A 15,789-nucleotide genomic window follows, 5' to 3' on the forward strand; every position below is an offset into this window, starting at 1 on the left:
CTATTTCCCTAAATCTACTGTCGACATAGTCCGTTTGGCAACCATAACATTGCTAACATCACTTAAGTCTGCTGCTGGCTTAATATAAGCTGTTTGTGTTAGTCCGTACTCATCCGCTGTTACCTCAACGATTTGTCCAATAACCAATCCATCTGGGAACACACCGCCAAGACCAGAAGTTACAACTGTTTGATCCTTCTCTACTTTCACACCAGATGGGATTTTTGTGAAAACAAGTTGCTGCTTCTCTTTATCATACCCTTCAATTAATCCGAAAATATTACTATCTCCTCGGACAACAGCTGAAATACGATTTGTTCGGTTTAATGAGCTGATTAACTCAACTGTTGAAGTAAACTGTGAAACACTTTTCACTTTTCCAATTAAACCTTTTGATGTAATAACAGCCGCATCTTTTTGAATACCTTGTTGTGCACCTTTATCAATCCCGATTAAATCATTCCATTTATCTGGATTGCGAGCAATAACAGTTGCTTGAATCGGTTTAAAGTCACTAAGTGTATCTTTTTTTCCAAGAATATCACGAAGTTCTTCATTTGTTTTTTCTAATTCTTTTACTTTTACGGACAGCTCTGCATACTTGTCCAATTTTGATTTTAATTCTTTATTTTCTTCATACGTGCGCTTTACATCTTCTACGTTCTCAAAGAATCCGGCAACATAATTCGCTGGCTTTTGAAATACACGTTCTACAACTCCCACGGTATCCTTTACAAACTGCTCTGGCCACGTTAGATTTTTCCGTTCTTTCAATGAGATTCCGATCAATGCCACGAGAAGAATAATACTAACTAATAAAACAATTAATCTTTTGTTTAAGAAAAACTGTGGCACGTTCACACCCTCTTAAATTCACTAATTTTTTATGTCGAAGTAATGGATTTTATCGAGCATTTTTGAAAAGGTCGATGTTATCTAACGCTTTACCTGTTCCAATTGCTACGCAATCTAATGGGTTTTCTGCAACAAGAACTGGCATATTTGTTTCTTCGCTAATTACTTTATCTAAATTACGAAGCAATGCACCGCCACCTGTTAAAACAATACCACGATCCATAATATCCGCCGCTAATTCTGGCGGAGTTTTTTCTAATGTATTTTTTACAGACTCAACAATTGCATCTACAGTATCTTTTAACGCTGATGCAATTTCTTCTGGGCGAATTGATACTGTTTTTGGTAATCCAGTTACTAAGTCACGACCACGAATATCCATTGGCTCAACACCGTCTGGCTCACCAGCAGAACCGATTTCTAATTTTAATGCTTCTGAAGTTCGTTCCCCAATCATTAAATTGTAACTTTTCTTAATGTACTGAATAATCGCATCGTCCATCTCATCACCAGCAACACGAACTGATTGGCTTGTTACAATACCGCCAAGAGAAATAATCGCTACTTCTGTTGTACCACCGCCGATATCTACAACCATACTTCCTGTTGGTTCCCAAACAGGTAGGTTTGCACCAATTGCTGCTGCAAATGGTTCTTCAATTGGGTATGCATCACGTGCACCTGCTTGACGAGTTGCATCGATTACCGCACGTTTTTCAACAGCTGTAATACCAGATGGCACACATACCATTACATATGGCTTACGAGAGAAGAAACCATTTGATTTCTGTGCTTGTTGAATATAATATTTCATCATTGTTGCTGTTGTTTCATAATCAGCGATAACACCGTCTTTCATCGGACGAAGTGCCACAACATTTCCAGGTGTACGACCAATCATTTGTTTTGCATCGTTACCAACTGCAACAATTTGCTTTGTGTCTGTTTGCAATGCCACAACAGATGGCTCGCGTACAACGACACCTTTCCCTTTTACGTATACAAGCGTATTCGCTGTTCCTAAGTCTATCCCAAGGTCACGAGTAAAACCACCAAATCCAAACATATTCTATATCTTCCTTTCTAATTTTGACAAATTGCTCATTTTTCTTTTAACATTATTATATTTATATAAAACATAACGTTTTTACATGTTCTTTGTTATAGTGTAGACGAAAGCCTACAAAAAACTCATAACTCACATTATAAAACAAAATAAAGAAAAAAAATAGTCTTAAATATGACCTTTATCTTTTAAACTGACGAATTTATGGTCACCAATAATAAATAGTGATAGGTAAGAAAAAACCACGACTTTACTCGTTTGGACTTCTTTTCCCCCACTTCACACCGTACGTGAGACTTTCACCTCATACGGCGTTCCATCAATTCAATTATTTACGTTAATCCCAATTTTTCTCTAAAACCTAGAACCTTTTCCCAAGTTACTTTTCCGACCATGGAATAATCTTTTGAACTGTGAATCATTTGATGGCAATGTTCATGCATGGATGCAAGGTTAGGAACTCGATTTACTTCTTCTATGGGGAGTTTTGGGTTGACATGGTGTATGTGTACATCATCCCCCTGAAGTAACTCTTTACATACTCGACATCTTCCTTTATCACGGTTAAAGGCATAGGCTCGATTCATAAAATATTCAAAGTTGTACAATTTCCCTTTATGTCCGATTTTGATAATCTTGGACCAATTCAAGCTGAGGAGCTCATCCGCTCTTACTTTAACAGGCTTTTTATTAGTTCGGCTCATATAAATTTGTCTACCCCGTTCGGTGTACGGTGTTTCGCTAGGACTTTTATTTTTAGGCTTTTTCCACCTACAAAAATCTAGCCTTGTGACACCTATTTTCAATTCGTTGTATTCAACCATTGGTATTTTGGTTTCGTACTTTTCGTGGGCTGACCGTAGATTGTCCACTTGTTTTGCAGGTATTTTATAACCTCCATGCCTTCGGAGTTTTAAATATGCCGCATAGTGGAGTTTATCAACATACTTTTTCATGTACACATTCACTTTCGTTGTACATTCGTAATATTGAATTAGCCCTCTAATCTTAGAGTTGATGAGATTAATCCAGTGAATCAGGTCTTCTTTCCGTGTTGCTTTTTTGATTTTCTTAATCGTTTTATGAATCTCATTTACCTTATCTTTTAACCGTTGTTGATTTGGCTTACTGACGAGAATATGTCCATTTTTCGCCTTGCCCTTGATTGCCTTGATTTCAAAGCCAAGAAATTTAATTGGTCGTCTTCGTATATCTGTTATGAGCGTCTTTTCTTCTGACAATGTCAATTTCAACCGCTCTTTTAGATATTTTGTTATTCTGTACTTCCATTTCTCCGCATTCCATTTAGAGTTCGTTATGAGTACCCAATCGTCTGCATATCTTACCAAATAAGTTTCTTTTAAGCGTGTTGTTTTCCGTAATCTTTCGAACTGTTTGGACTTTTGTGCATACGGATAGTTTGTTTTCTTATTTTCCCATTCTCTTGTTACCCATTGGTCAAATGTGTGTAGATAAGCATTTGCGAGTAGCGGAGAGATGATTCCTCCTTGAGGTGTACCAATTGGGTTCTCTTTTAATTCATCCATGATCCCAGCTTTCAACATTGCTTTAATTATCATGAGGACTCGTCTATCCCTAATTCCCATATTCCATAATTTCTTAATGAGAATCGTATGGTTAACACAATCGAAGAATTTGCTAATATCTCCTTCGATAATCCAATAGTGTCCCGTGATATGAACGATGTCAGTTGTTCGAACTAATGCCATACTGGAATCTCTCATCGGTCTGAATCCATATGAATGATGGAAAAACTGTGCCTCAAGAATTGGTTCAATAATTAAACGAACACACTCCTGTATAACTCGGTCGATAACACTTGGTATTCCTAATGGGCGTAACTCTTTGGAATTTGATTTTGGAATGTACTTTCTTTTAATAGGTTCTGGACGATAATTCCGAAAGCTTTCTTGTACGAGTTGTACGACTTTTGGGTAATCTTTTTGAAGAATGTCTGGTTTCATTAATTTGTGGTCACTTCCAGCCGTACGACTTCCCTTATTCGCTTTAATACGATGGATAGCCGTTAGTATCGTGACTTCACTTGTCATTAGTTCCAATAAATTTTTGTGTCCAGACGATTGTCCCTTTTGTTTTATACTTTCGAAACTTTTATTATATAATTCGTCCTGTTTATCTTTTAATTCTTGTTCAGATTTTAGATAGTTAGATTCTTGTTCCATTGCGATTCCTCCTTATTGGGAGAATGCAAGGTTTTAATCAGGTGTGCTCAAACGGCTTCCCTAACAAATTGGTTTAACTTTATAATTGGACTGACTATGCCCCTTCGCTCCATTCCCATTACAGAAATTTCGTCACTACTACGGGCTGCTGTCCCATAGATTCAATTGTCATTTCCTCCAATTTAGATGCATTGAGTTTAACTCCCCTTATCATCATCCTCTATGGTTCCGCTGTTCCTTACGCTTTAGCTTTCCGTTACCATTTTAGCTGTCCTCTTTGACCCGTTAACCATCTTTTTGCCCGCTGTTGGTAGGACGCAAGACACTATTCCATTATTGGATTAGTATAGATTTTGCAACCACAAATACAAAACCCACGATTAAACTTCTTTTACAGAAGCAAGAAACTTCAATTCGTTTCCTTCTACCTTTACGAGCCGTACATACGAGGATTCCTGGCGAGTCAGCATGATGGTCTTATAGCCTCCCGCTTACTTCACTAACCACTTCTCAGGTCTGTTTTTCAGCGCCTTTACCGAGCTTCGTACACAAATGTAGTTAACCATTTATGCACGTCGGAGTTTCAGAGCATTGTCACCAACATTTAACAATGAGTTGGAATTTCACCAACCTATTCAAGCGTAAAGTTCAAAGGTAAGTACCTTTGCCTAGCTTTGTTGCGTATTTCTACGCAGATTGTCTAGGAACAACGCACACTATGATCGAGAATTTCAATCCCAATAATTTTCCCGCATTCTACAAGTCTTTTCGTGACTTCAATATCTTCTCTGCTTGGCGTGGGGTCGTAGGATAGAGAGCATGCGCCTTATTTGGTTACCCAAATAGGTCTCACAGTCCCCTCCTCAGAACCGTACGTACAGCTTTCACTGTATACGGCTCGCCAGTTGACTAATCGAAATTTGCTTCTCATGATGGTCATGATGGCATTTAAAGCATAGGACGATCGTTTTCCTTTGTCGTTCAATCATAATCTTGTCCAAATACTTTAAATTTCGTTTCTTTTTCAAGTCCTTTAGTTTTCTAATGTGATGAACTTCCATCTGACCTTCTGTTGCACCGCACGCTTCACATTTATTAGCCAACAAACGCTTTTCAAATTCTGTTCGCCTAGAATATTTCATCGTATTCACGTATGAGTCTATTTCTGGTGTATCAGCTTTAATCGCACCTTTATGTTTCGGCAGGTCTTTTAATTTCACAAACTGATGAAGTCTTTCATTACCTTGTTTATCTTTTCTTGCTAAACAAAGTACTCCTTGTTTGTGGGTTCTCATGCTTGTAGCCACTTTCATTGAGGTGCTTCTACGTTTATTAGCTATGGTTTTAATGAAACTACTCTCTGCTAAATAAAACATCTTATCTAAATGATGATAATTATTCGCTAGCTTGTAGTAGTTTGCGATTCCTCGTAGTTCAGCGTTATACGTGTGCAAAATTTCCAATTCCGAGTTATTTATTAATTTTGTCCGATGTACAATTTTGAAGTTATCTAAGTTTCCATATCCGTTTTTGACAGCAAATTCATTGATTTTCTTCTCTGGGATCTCTAGCTTTATTGCACCTGAGAGTGTTCTCTTCTTCAATGGGTGGTTTTGATTCTTATACGTAACCCTTTTGACCTTCACTTCATTCCATCTGCGAAATTCGTAACCTAAGAAAGATATTGGATTCTCAAGATATGTTATGAGTGTTTTTTCTTCACTTAGATCAAGGCGGAGTTCCTCTTTAAGAAAATGTTTAATCCTTTCCTTAACATTCCATGCACTTTGTTTAGAACCAGCTATCCCAATTACGAAATCATCAGCGTAACGAACATATTTCATTCTTTGATAATTATTATCCATAGGGTCTATTGATGAAATTTTTATTTGCTTCGATTTCAGTTCTTGAATGTTGTTTACAAGGTCTGCTCGCCCTATCCACAATTCATGTCCGTTTCTTTCATCAAGTTTCTTAACCTTTTGTGAAAGGGTTCTGATATCTGAACGAATCGCAACGTATTCTTTATTTCTCGCCCTAATATTTCCTTTTTCGAAATTCTTCATTTGTTTTCCCATGAACAAATCAAACTCATGAAGATAAATGTTAGCTAATAAGGGAGAAATAATACCGCCTTGTGGTGTACCGCTATATGTCTTATGGTAAATCCAATTTTCCATTACGCCACAAGTAAGTGCATTATGAATAAGGAGCAGGAAACGGCGATCATTTATTTTCTTTGAGATAAGATTTACTAGTACGGTATGGTCAATATGGTCGAAGAAGCCTTTAATATCTCCTTCAATGCACCATGTTAACCCTTTCCACGTATTCTTGATTTGAGACAGTGCTGTATGACAGCTTCTCCCTTCTCTAAACCCGTGAGAGTTATCAGAGAATGTCGGTTCATAAACATTTTCTAAAATCATTCTCATTACTTCCTGTACCAACTTATCTTTAAAGTTAGGAACTCCTAGAGGCCTCTTTTTGCCATTTGCTTTTGGAATATAAACTCTTCTTACAGGTGCAAAACGAAATGCTCCATTCTTGAGTTGGTCAATGATTTCATCAATCTTTTGTAAGCTAAAACCATCGATTGTTTCTTCAGATGTTCCTTTTGTTAGGTTCCCAGCATTCGGATATAGCTTTGCATATGCTTCAATCCATAGTTCTTTTTTATACATGAGACGGTAACAATCCGTTATTGGTTTACCATTTTGAGAAGCTTTCCTTATAACGTCCAACTGATGAAATGGATTTGTTGCCATATTCATGACTCCTTTATCATTGACGTTAACATCAACCTGTCCCCCTTCCCCCTGCTAAACTCATTACAAGCAAACGTTGGGTACTACGAGGACTCCGTTACCATATGCAATTTTCATAGACCTATGTCTAATAGCCAATTGGCGCTTGCACTTAGATAATCCCTGCATTATGACATAATTTTAGATACGTGATGGTTAGGTATCCCTTTCGACGGTTTCCTCTAGTGGAGGATTGAAGGACAAACCTTACTATGGACAGGGCTCTGGCGATACCCAGCAGACATAGCGGAGATATGTCTCCCATTTTGTCCTCATTGCCTGTTAACTATCGTAGACAACGGCGCACCCATCGCTCATTCGTCTAGGATTCAAGCAGTGTAGCTTTTACCATACATCACTTGGTCTGAAGAACTGACTCGACATTAGATAGTTTTGTCGTCTTTTCTCCTTTTCACATCATGCTATGTTCCCTCTATAGGTTTCCCCTCAAGGTAAGATGCTGACCATAGAACATTGTAAGGAGTCCTAGTTTTCTAAGAAAACGCTAAAATTACGCACCTTGCAGGCGCACGCCCGAAGGATGATTATGAAGACAAATAATAGAGGCAGCAGCGCGGCGAAATGCTTCCTTGAAGATCTCGCGCGGATGCACAATCGAGGCATTCAAACTTCCAATAAATACTGTTTGTCGATGCATCACTTGATTTTTCGTATTTAAATATAAACATACAAAATGTTCCTGCTGTAAAAAGCGCATCTCTTCCATCATATAACGTGCGCAATCTTCTGGATTACGAATACTATATCTATTTTGATACTCTAAGCGTACCATTCTTCGTCCAAGTTCAAAAGCAGCAATAAGTTGGGAGGCTTTTGCCACCCCAACGCCATGAATGCTTGTCATCTCTTCAATTGTTGCATCCTTTAACATTCGTAATCCATCAAAATAATGCAAAATTCGGTTTGCTAATGTTAAGACCGACTCCTCTTTTGAACCTGTTCGAAGTAATATAGCGAGAAGTTCTGTGTTTGATAAGCTGCTTGCTCCTTCTAGCAATAAACGCTCCCGTGGTTGATCTTCTTTCACAACATCACGAATGCAGCTCATATTCTAGCCTCCTTTACATATTAAATTGTTTCAACTCGCGCACAACACGTGCGATCGGCAAGCCAACAATCGCATAATAATCACCTTGTATATGCTGAACAAAAATTGCACCTTTTCCCTGTATCCCATAGCTACCTGCTTTATCAAGCGGTTCTTTCGTTTGCACATATGCATGAATTTCTTCTTCAGTTAATTCCCAAAACGTTACTTCTGCACGCTCATAAAATGTCACTGTTTTTTCTTTTGAAATAAGAGCAACTCCTGTATACACCTCATGAGTTTTTCCTGATAAGAACCGTAACATTTCTTTCGCTTCACTCTCATCCTCTGGTTTTCCTAGAATACGCGATTCGAAAGTAACAATTGTATCAGCCCCAAGCACAACACAATCTTCGTAATCCTTTGCTACGGCAGATGCTTTTTGCAACGCAAGTGACATTACGATATCATGCGGTGATGAATATGCACCAATCGTTTCTTCTACATCGCTAACTACAACCTCAAATGGCATCTCCACAAGCTCAAGTAATTCTTTACGTCTTGGTGAACCAGACGCTAAAATAAGTTTTTTCATACGTTCTCCTTTCACTTTTAAAATTAGCAGGAAGATACATCATAACCATACTAAATGTATAGATTCTCCTCAAATTTTAAAAATATCATTTTTCTTTAAAAAAAATACAAAAGAAAGGCAAAAGCACAACCTTGCTTTTCCTTTCTTCCATACGAGTAAATATTAGAAAAAAGCACCACGTACTGATGGTGATTTAAATCTCATCTAATTATTATACGTTTTTGTTTTTTTGTGAAACTATTTTTTCATAAGAAAGGAAGCTATCCACTAACACTTGCTGTAATTTCGTCATCGTTTCCATATCTTGTTTTCCCTCTTGTAGTGTTTGCACAGCTACTGATGCATATGTAAACAATTTTTTTATGTCATCCTGCTTTAGTGCTGCCTCTTCCTTTTTTATTGCTTTCCATTCATTTTCAATTTGTTCTATATCTGTTTTACTTATTTTATTCCCGGACTGCAATGTAGCGGTTTGTTGCAATAGTTTTCCAAACAACGATTGCAGCTTTTCCAAAAGCGCTCCATACTCTTGATCCTGTTTTAAAAGCGCTTGATCTGTAATCTCCCATTTCTTTTTCACAACTGACATATCTTTTTGTTTATATTGCGTAATTAGCTGCATAACAGATTGCTCATCATGTGCCATCCCAAGAACGAGTAAATATTTATCCCCTGACTGCATAACTGCTCCAGGGACTCCATTTTCTTGTAACTCCTTTAATGATGCCTGTCCCTTTTCTTTCGAAGAAAAGACCCCGCCCTGCACAAAATAAATCGTCAGCGGCGCTAAAGCCTGTGGTGCTGGTTTCTCATTTGTCGGTTTTTTTGTTTCTTTTTTCTCTGTAACATTTGCTGCTGGTGCTGTTGTTTCGCGAACCGCTTCTTGTCCCGTTAGTAAGTGTAGCATTCCCATTCCAAACCCTGTCCCAATTACAATCGCCGTAGATACAGTGAAAACAAGCCTATTACTCCATCCTTTTTTTCCTTTACGTATAGATGCTGGATGTTTTTGAAACGACACAACATTATTTGTCACCGTATTCTCCGGGAGCATCCAATCAAATTCTTCTTTTTTTGTTTCATCTTCCTTCTTCTCTATATAATTTGCTTCCGTTCCATTCACTTTAATTGAAATTGGTCGCGATTGTTTGTCCATACCCCCACTCCTTACTTCTTATCATTGCCAGCATCGTATCATACTCGTTTCAAAAAAAAACGAGATACTTGTCAAAGAGATTCGCCAAATTATCCTATATTGTTATCTTATATGTATGCTTACGTCTTTATTTGTAGAACAAAAAACTAGACAGCTTATTTCTGTCTAGTTTTTTGAACCACATATTTACGAGCGAATGATATGAAGTAAAGAGAACCTGTTAATAAGAAAACATCCTCTTCTTGTAAAGAATCCATTGCCCTACTAATCGCTTCCTGCCAATTTTCAAAAATATGTTTTGATTCTCGCTTTGAATGGGCAGCAAGAGCCTCGGCAGAGATAGCACGATCAAACTGGAACGTTGTAAAAATCATTTCATCCGCAATTGTTTCTAATTGTCCAACCATTTCATCTAGCTGCTTGTCCCCAAGTGCTGTAAATAAAATAATAATTCGTTTGTCACTATAATGTGCACGAACAGTTTCTACAAGGCTATGTATGCCTTCTGGATTGTGTGCTCCATCAATAATGACATGCGGGTGAGTAGAAATTTGCTCAAAACGTCCAATCCAATACGCTTCAGCTAATCCTTTTCGAATATGCTCTTCATCAATTAAAAATGCTTGATATACGTTTAAGTATGACATCGCCATAAGTGCCAGCGCAGCATTATTCACTTGGTGCTGGCCTTTCATGGAAATGAAAAGATCTTCGTAAGTATGGAATGGAGACGTGAATGTAAATCGTTCTCCTTCTTTCTCTGAAGAATGATGTTCTACTTGAATTTGCTTTCCTAATTCATATAAGTTAGAACGTTTTCTATTAGCAGCTGTACGGATGACTTCTAACGCTTCGTTTTGCTGTACACCAGTTAGAATAGGAACACCTGATTTTATTATTCCCGCCTTTTCAAATGCAATCGCTTCTAATGTATCTCCTAAAATATGCATATGATCGCGTCCAATATTTGTAATAATTGTTAGCACAGGGTGAATGACATTCGTCGAATCGAATCGCCCTCCAAGCCCTGTCTCAAATAAGACGATGTCACACATATTCATCTTTCCAAAATAATAAAGAGACATAACAGTAATAATTTCAAATTCTGTCGCTTCACCTAAATTTGTTTCATCTAACTTTTCCACAACAGGTTTGACCACATTTACAAGATTTGCAATTTCTTGATCTGCAATCGGTACACCATTCACACTAATCCGTTCATTAAATGTTTCAATGTACGGAGAAGTAAATGTCCCTACTTTGTACTCTGCCGCCTGTAACATATAACGCATATATGTGAGCGTAGAACCTTTTCCATTCGTTCCCGCAAGATGAACACATTTTATATGACGCTCCGGATTTCCAAGTTCCTCTAACATCCACTCCATGCGCTCTAAACCTGGTTTTATACCAAATTTCAAACGGCTATGAATCCAGCCGATTGCCTCTTCATATGTCTGTATCACGTATGCCATTCCCCTTTCCATCAAAAAACGAACCAAAGCAAAAGATTGCTTTAGCCCTATTATACTCAAATAGGACAATCTTTGCCGTGGTTCGTTATTTAAAATAATTTACCCCGATTGGTGAGGGCTAATAATCAGTGGGGGATGAAGCTCCCCACTGATTAAAGTTTCACTTTATTTTTGCAGATCTGCTAGACGTTGGCGAACTGCTTCGCGTTTTTCTAAGTAATCTTGCTCTTTCGCGCGTTCTCCTTCAATAACTGCCGCCGGAGCTTTTGCTACGAATCCTTGATTGGAAAGTTTCTTCTGTACACGTTCTACTTCTTTATCGAACTTCTCAAGTTCTTTTTCAAGACGTGCTTTTTCTTCATCAAGGTTGATCAGATCAGCTAGTGGTAAAAATAGCTCTGCACCTGATACAATTGCTGTCATCGCTTTTTCCGGCGCTTGTAAATTCGTTTGAATTGTTAATTCACTTGGATTACAGAAGCGCTCAATGTAAGAGCTGTTTTTCGTAAGCTGAGCTAGTACTATTTCGTCTTTTGCTTTGATTTGCATTTGAACTTTTTTGCTCATTGGTGTATTTACTTCAGCACGAATGTTACGAACAGAGCGAATGATATCAACAAGAAGGTGCATTTCTGCCGCTGCTTCTTTGTCTTGTAAATCTTCGCGAACTGTTGGCCACGCTGCTACTGTAATAGATTCACCTTCATGAGGTAAATGTTGCCAAATCTTCTCTGTTACGAATGGCATGAACGGATGTAACAGGCGCATTGTTTGATCTAGTACGTATGCTAAAACAGAACGAGTTGTTTTCTTCGCTGCTTCATCTTCGCCATATAGCGGAAGCTTCGCCATTTCAATGTACCAGTCACAGAAATCATCCCAAATGAAGTTGTATAATGCACGGCCAACTTCACCTAGTTCATATTTATCCATGTTACGTGTCACACTTTCAATCGTTTCGTTTAAACGAGTTAAAATCCATTTATCTGCAACTGATTTTTCACCAGTTAAATCAATATCTTCATATTTCATGTCATCCATGTTCATTAATACGAAACGAGATGCGTTCCAAATTTTATTAATGAAGTTCCAAGTAGATTCTACCTTCTCCATGCTAAAGCGTAAATCTTGGCCCGGCGCACTTCCTGTTGATAAGAAGAAGCGCATTGCATCTGCACCGTACTTCTCAATAACTTCCATTGGATCAATACCGTTACCAAGAGATTTACTCATTTTACGTCCTTGCTCATCGCGAACAAGACCGTGAATCAATACGTCTTTAAATGGACGCTGTTCTGTAAACTCTAACCCTTGGAAAATCATACGAGATACCCAGAAGAAGATGATATCATAACCAGTTACAAGAGCGTCTGTTGAATAATAACGCTTGAAATCCGCTGCATCTTCGTTTGGCCAACCTAGTGTAGAGAATGGCCATAACGCTGAACTAAACCATGTATCAAGTACATCATTATCTTGATTCCAATTTTCAATATCCGCTGGCGCTTCTGTACCTACGTATACTTCACCAGTTTCTTTATGATACCAAGCTGGGATGCGGTGTCCCCACCATAATTGACGAGAAATACACCAGTCATGAATGTTTTCCATCCAGCGTAAATATGTGTTTTCAAAACGCTCTGGTACGAACGTTACTTTTTCCTCTTCTTTTTGTTGAAGCTCAATTGCCTTTTCAGCAAGTGGTGCCATTTTTACGAACCATTGTGTTGATAAGTAAGGTTCAACAACGGCTCCGCTACGCTCACTATGACCAACCGCATGCATATGCGGCTCAATTTCTACTAATACACCTGCTTCTTGCAAGTCGTTTACTAATTGCTTACGGCATTCAAAACGGTCCATACCGTTATACTTACCAGCTTTTTCGTTCATTGTGCCGTCATCGTTCATTACAAGAATGCGTGGTAAGTCATGGCGGTTACCTACTTCGAAGTCATTCGGATCGTGAGCTGGTGTAATTTTCACAACACCTGTACCGAAATCTTTTTCTACGTACTCGTCAGCGATAATCGGAATCTCACGGCCTACGATTGGAAGTGTAACTGTTTTACCGATTAAATGTTTGTAACGATCATCTTCTGGATGAACTGCTACTGCTGTATCACCAAGCATTGTTTCCGGACGAGTTGTTGCAAGGCGAATGTGACCAGAACCGTCTGTTAATGGATAGTTCATATGGTAGAATGCACCTTGCACATCTTTATGAATTACTTCAATATCAGAAAGGGCAGTGCGCGCTGCTGGATCCCAGTTAATAATATATTCTCCGCGATAAATTAAGCCTTTTTCGTATAATTGAACGAATACTTTATTAACCGCATCAGATAAACCTTCGTCTAATGTAAAGCGCTCACGAGAGTAATCTAATCCTAAACCAACTTTTCCCCATTGCTCGCGAATGTGATTCGCGTATTCTTCTTTCCATTCCCATGCTTTTTCAAGGAATTTCTCACGGCCAAGATCGTAACGTGAAATACCTTCTTCACGAAGTTTCCCTTCTACTTTCGCTTGCGTTGCGATACCCGCATGGTCCATACCAGGAAGCCATAATACATCGTATCCTTGCATACGCTTTGTACGTGTTAAAATATCTTGAAGTGTTGTATCCCATGCATGACCTAAATGCAGTTTACCTGTTACGTTTGGAGGCGGGATTACAATTGTATACGGCTGTTTTTCCGCATCTCCTTTTGCTTCGAAATATTTGCCTTCAAGCCACCATTTATAACGGCCTTCTTCAACGGACATATGATCATATTTAGTTGGTAAATTTTTTTCCGTGTTTGACATATTTTTCCCTCCTCAAAAAAATAAAAAACTCCCTCATCCAAAAGGACGACGGAGATCGTGGTACCACCTTTTTTTACAGGCGTAAATAGATACACTACACCTGTACACTTAACATCTGTAACGGGTTACCCGGTTTCTCCTACTTTCACTGCGAGTTCAAAGAAACTGCTCAAGGGCGACCTTCCAACACTACCATCTAAGAAATCTCACAGCAATTGATTTCCCTCTCTGAAGATGTAGGACGTTGTACTCTTCCCTATCAACGCATTTATATATACGTTTTAAAATTATAATATACCTTATAGTCTAAAAAAGAAATGCGCAATCGTCAATAAGCTTAACCAAGTTTTTTATAACATATGCAAAGAAAATAAAAAAAGTGCAGCACAAGCACATTAGATGCCCATCCTACATATTGTAATATCACATTTCCACTTCTCTTATGATTCCATTCTAGAGAAGGTTGTAATACGGAGGACAATTATGCGACGCTATAGACGCACGTACAACTTCTCATCCCCTTCTTGGATGAGAAATTTACAAACGATGTTTTCAGATTTTGCAATTCCGCTTACGATTTTCCAAGGCATTCGTACTTTGCTGCTTCCTACGTTTTTAGATTTTGTTATTCTTGCTATTTTTATCGCGGCAACGATTCGTTTTCATCATCAGCCGTAACCTCTTCCCTGAGGCTACGGCTATTTTTTTACTGTTCTTTATGCTCAGCAGCTTGAAGCTGTGCCACGAAATATTCAATATTGCTTATAAGCCAATGTGATTGCTGGAGCATTTTGACATCATGTAACTCCTTTGTTTTATTACGAGTATTTCGGGCATTTGCATAGGCATTCACTTGTTTAATAAATGGTTTGGGATACGCTAAATATGCAAGCATAAGCAGCTTTTCTTCTTTCGTAAACGCAAAATTCTTTTGGTATATTTGGTACCATTCATATCGATCATTTCTTGCAATTGGATACGTGTTAAAGGAGCGCGAGTAAAATTGAACAATATCTTGAACCGGGGTAGCAAACTGCGCATCTTCTAAACTAATAAAATAACCGTTCCGCTGATAATCGAATAGAAAATGATTCATGGAAACATTGCCATGAGTAAATGAAATACGTGTTTTTTCTTTTTCTTTCATCGCTTCATGCCATTCTGTAAATTGTTTCTTTGCAAATTCATGAGCACGCATCACTTGATGAAAGTAAGTACAATATTGCAATTCAAACGGAGACATATACCACTTCGCTTCTGATTCAACTAAAAACTCTTCTAGTAACACGCTGTCTTGTTCCCAGCGATTTGAAATCGTATCAAAATGTCCTTGAATCGCTTCTTCTGTCACGTCTTCTTCTCGCACTGTTTTTTTATGCATCATAGCAAGTGTTTGAAACATTTTATGATACTGATCATTCTCTTCTCCTTGACTCTCTGCACTTCCAAGCCAAGGCATTAAATAATAACTATGCTCACCATCATTTAAAACGTGCCTTCCATCTTTCGTATGATAAATTGGGACAAAATCCGTAAATCCTTTTTCTCGTAAAAACTGAACATAATACATAAGATTGCTTCGTTCTAATTTTTGAGGAGGTAATTTTTTTAACGCATATGGACCTTGGTTCGTATAAATTTTGGTTACATTCCCATATTCCTCAATATGCTCAGGATCTAATTGATATAGCTGCAAAATAGACGCATAGCGCTCTCGTAATTCCATGCCCATACGAACAACGACCCTTTCTACAGGAGCGTGAAACAGAAAA

Annotated in this window: 10 protein-coding genes, 2 pseudogenes and 1 other annotated feature; of the genes and pseudogenes, 1 reads left to right on the forward strand and 11 read right to left on the reverse strand. The window is 38.2% G+C overall.

What is annotated here, in order from left to right:
- The 10 genes and pseudogenes from mreC to H280_RS0104770 all read right to left on the reverse strand — a co-directional run bounded on the left by mreC (position 1) and on the right by H280_RS0104770 (position 14,017).
- Positions 1 to 855, reverse strand: a complete 855-nt coding sequence (mreC, locus tag H280_RS0104730) for a rod shape-determining protein MreC (protein ID WP_020059965.1) — start codon at positions 853 to 855, stop codon at positions 1 to 3.
- Between the two features lie 49 nt (positions 856 to 904).
- Entirely contained in the window at positions 905 to 1,921 is a 1,017-nt protein-coding gene (gene mreB, locus H280_RS0104735) for a cell shape-determining protein MreB (protein WP_020059966.1), read from the reverse strand.
- A 332-nt stretch (positions 1,922 to 2,253) separates the two neighbouring features.
- Positions 2,254 to 4,125 carry a group II intron reverse transcriptase/maturase gene (gene ltrA, locus H280_RS0104740; RefSeq protein WP_020059967.1) on the reverse strand — a complete coding sequence of 624 codons (1,872 nt, stop codon included), beginning with the start codon at positions 4,123 to 4,125 and terminating at the stop codon, positions 2,254 to 2,256.
- Positions 4,126 to 4,825: 700 nt separating this feature from the next.
- A pseudogene (locus H280_RS24725) lies at positions 4,826 to 4,936 on the reverse strand (JAB domain-containing protein); the annotation flags it as partial.
- A 73-nt stretch (positions 4,937 to 5,009) separates the two neighbouring features.
- Complete coding sequence (locus tag H280_RS0104745; protein WP_020059968.1) at positions 5,010 to 6,893, reverse strand: reverse transcriptase/maturase family protein; 1,884 nt, start codon at positions 6,891 to 6,893, stop codon at positions 5,010 to 5,012.
- A 571-nt stretch (positions 6,894 to 7,464) separates the two neighbouring features.
- Positions 7,465 to 8,001 (reverse strand): annotated as a pseudogene (radC, locus tag H280_RS0104750) (RadC family protein); the annotation flags it as partial.
- A gap of 13 nt (positions 8,002 to 8,014) precedes the next feature.
- Positions 8,015 to 8,575: a Maf family protein gene (locus H280_RS0104755; RefSeq protein WP_020059970.1), complete on the reverse strand. Its 561-nt coding sequence runs from the start codon at positions 8,573 to 8,575 to the stop codon at positions 8,015 to 8,017.
- Between the two features lie 211 nt (positions 8,576 to 8,786).
- On the reverse strand, positions 8,787 to 9,731 hold the full coding sequence (locus H280_RS0104760) for a hypothetical protein (protein ID WP_020059971.1): 945 nt from the start codon (positions 9,729 to 9,731) through the stop codon (positions 8,787 to 8,789).
- A 155-nt stretch (positions 9,732 to 9,886) separates the two neighbouring features.
- Entirely contained in the window at positions 9,887 to 11,197 is a 1,311-nt protein-coding gene (locus H280_RS0104765) for a bifunctional folylpolyglutamate synthase/dihydrofolate synthase (protein ID WP_020059972.1), read from the reverse strand.
- A 174-nt stretch (positions 11,198 to 11,371) separates the two neighbouring features.
- A complete protein-coding gene (locus H280_RS0104770; RefSeq protein ID WP_020059973.1) occupies positions 11,372 to 14,017 on the reverse strand; it encodes a valine--tRNA ligase in 2,646 nt (881 codons plus the stop codon).
- Positions 14,018 to 14,055: 38 nt separating this feature from the next.
- Positions 14,056 to 14,289, reverse strand: a binding site (T-box leader).
- A gap of 211 nt (positions 14,290 to 14,500) precedes the next feature.
- On the opposite strand from H280_RS0104770, the gene H280_RS0104775 reads away from it, so the two are divergent.
- Positions 14,501 to 14,695, forward strand: coding sequence for a hypothetical protein (locus H280_RS0104775; RefSeq protein ID WP_020059974.1), 195 nt, complete (start codon positions 14,501 to 14,503; stop codon positions 14,693 to 14,695).
- Positions 14,696 to 14,723: 28 nt separating this feature from the next.
- Here H280_RS0104775 and ysxE read toward each other — a convergent pair whose 3' ends face one another.
- On the reverse strand, positions 14,724 to 15,749 hold the full coding sequence (gene ysxE, locus H280_RS0104780; protein WP_020059975.1) for a spore coat protein YsxE: 1,026 nt from the start codon (positions 15,747 to 15,749) through the stop codon (positions 14,724 to 14,726).
- Between the last annotated feature and the right edge of the window lie 40 nt (positions 15,750 to 15,789).

The organism is Bacillus sp. 123MFChir2 (assembly GCF_000383235.1).
Lineage (GTDB): Bacteria > Bacillota > Bacilli > Bacillales > Bacillaceae_G > Bacillus_A.

Coding starts and splice junctions, on each gene's coding strand:
- mreB (WP_020059966.1), bottom strand. CDS start 1,921: ATGTTTGGATTTGGTGGTTTTACTCGTGACCTTGGGATAGACTTAGGA.
- ltrA (WP_020059967.1), bottom strand. CDS start 4,125: ATGGAACAAGAATCTAACTATCTAAAATCTGAACAAGAATTAAAAGAT.
- H280_RS0104745 (WP_020059968.1), bottom strand. CDS start 6,893: ATGGCAACAAATCCATTTCATCAGTTGGACGTTATAAGGAAAGCTTCT.
- H280_RS0104755 (WP_020059970.1), bottom strand. CDS start 8,575: ATGAAAAAACTTATTTTAGCGTCTGGTTCACCAAGACGTAAAGAATTA.
- H280_RS0104760 (WP_020059971.1), bottom strand. CDS start 9,731: ATGGACAAACAATCGCGACCAATTTCAATTAAAGTGAATGGAACGGAA.
- H280_RS0104770 (WP_020059973.1), bottom strand. CDS start 14,017: ATGTCAAACACGGAAAAAAATTTACCAACTAAATATGATCATATGTCC.
- H280_RS0104775 (WP_020059974.1), top strand. CDS start 14,501: ATGCGACGCTATAGACGCACGTACAACTTCTCATCCCCTTCTTGGATG.
- ysxE (WP_020059975.1), bottom strand. CDS start 15,749: ATGGGCATGGAATTACGAGAGCGCTATGCGTCTATTTTGCAGCTATAT.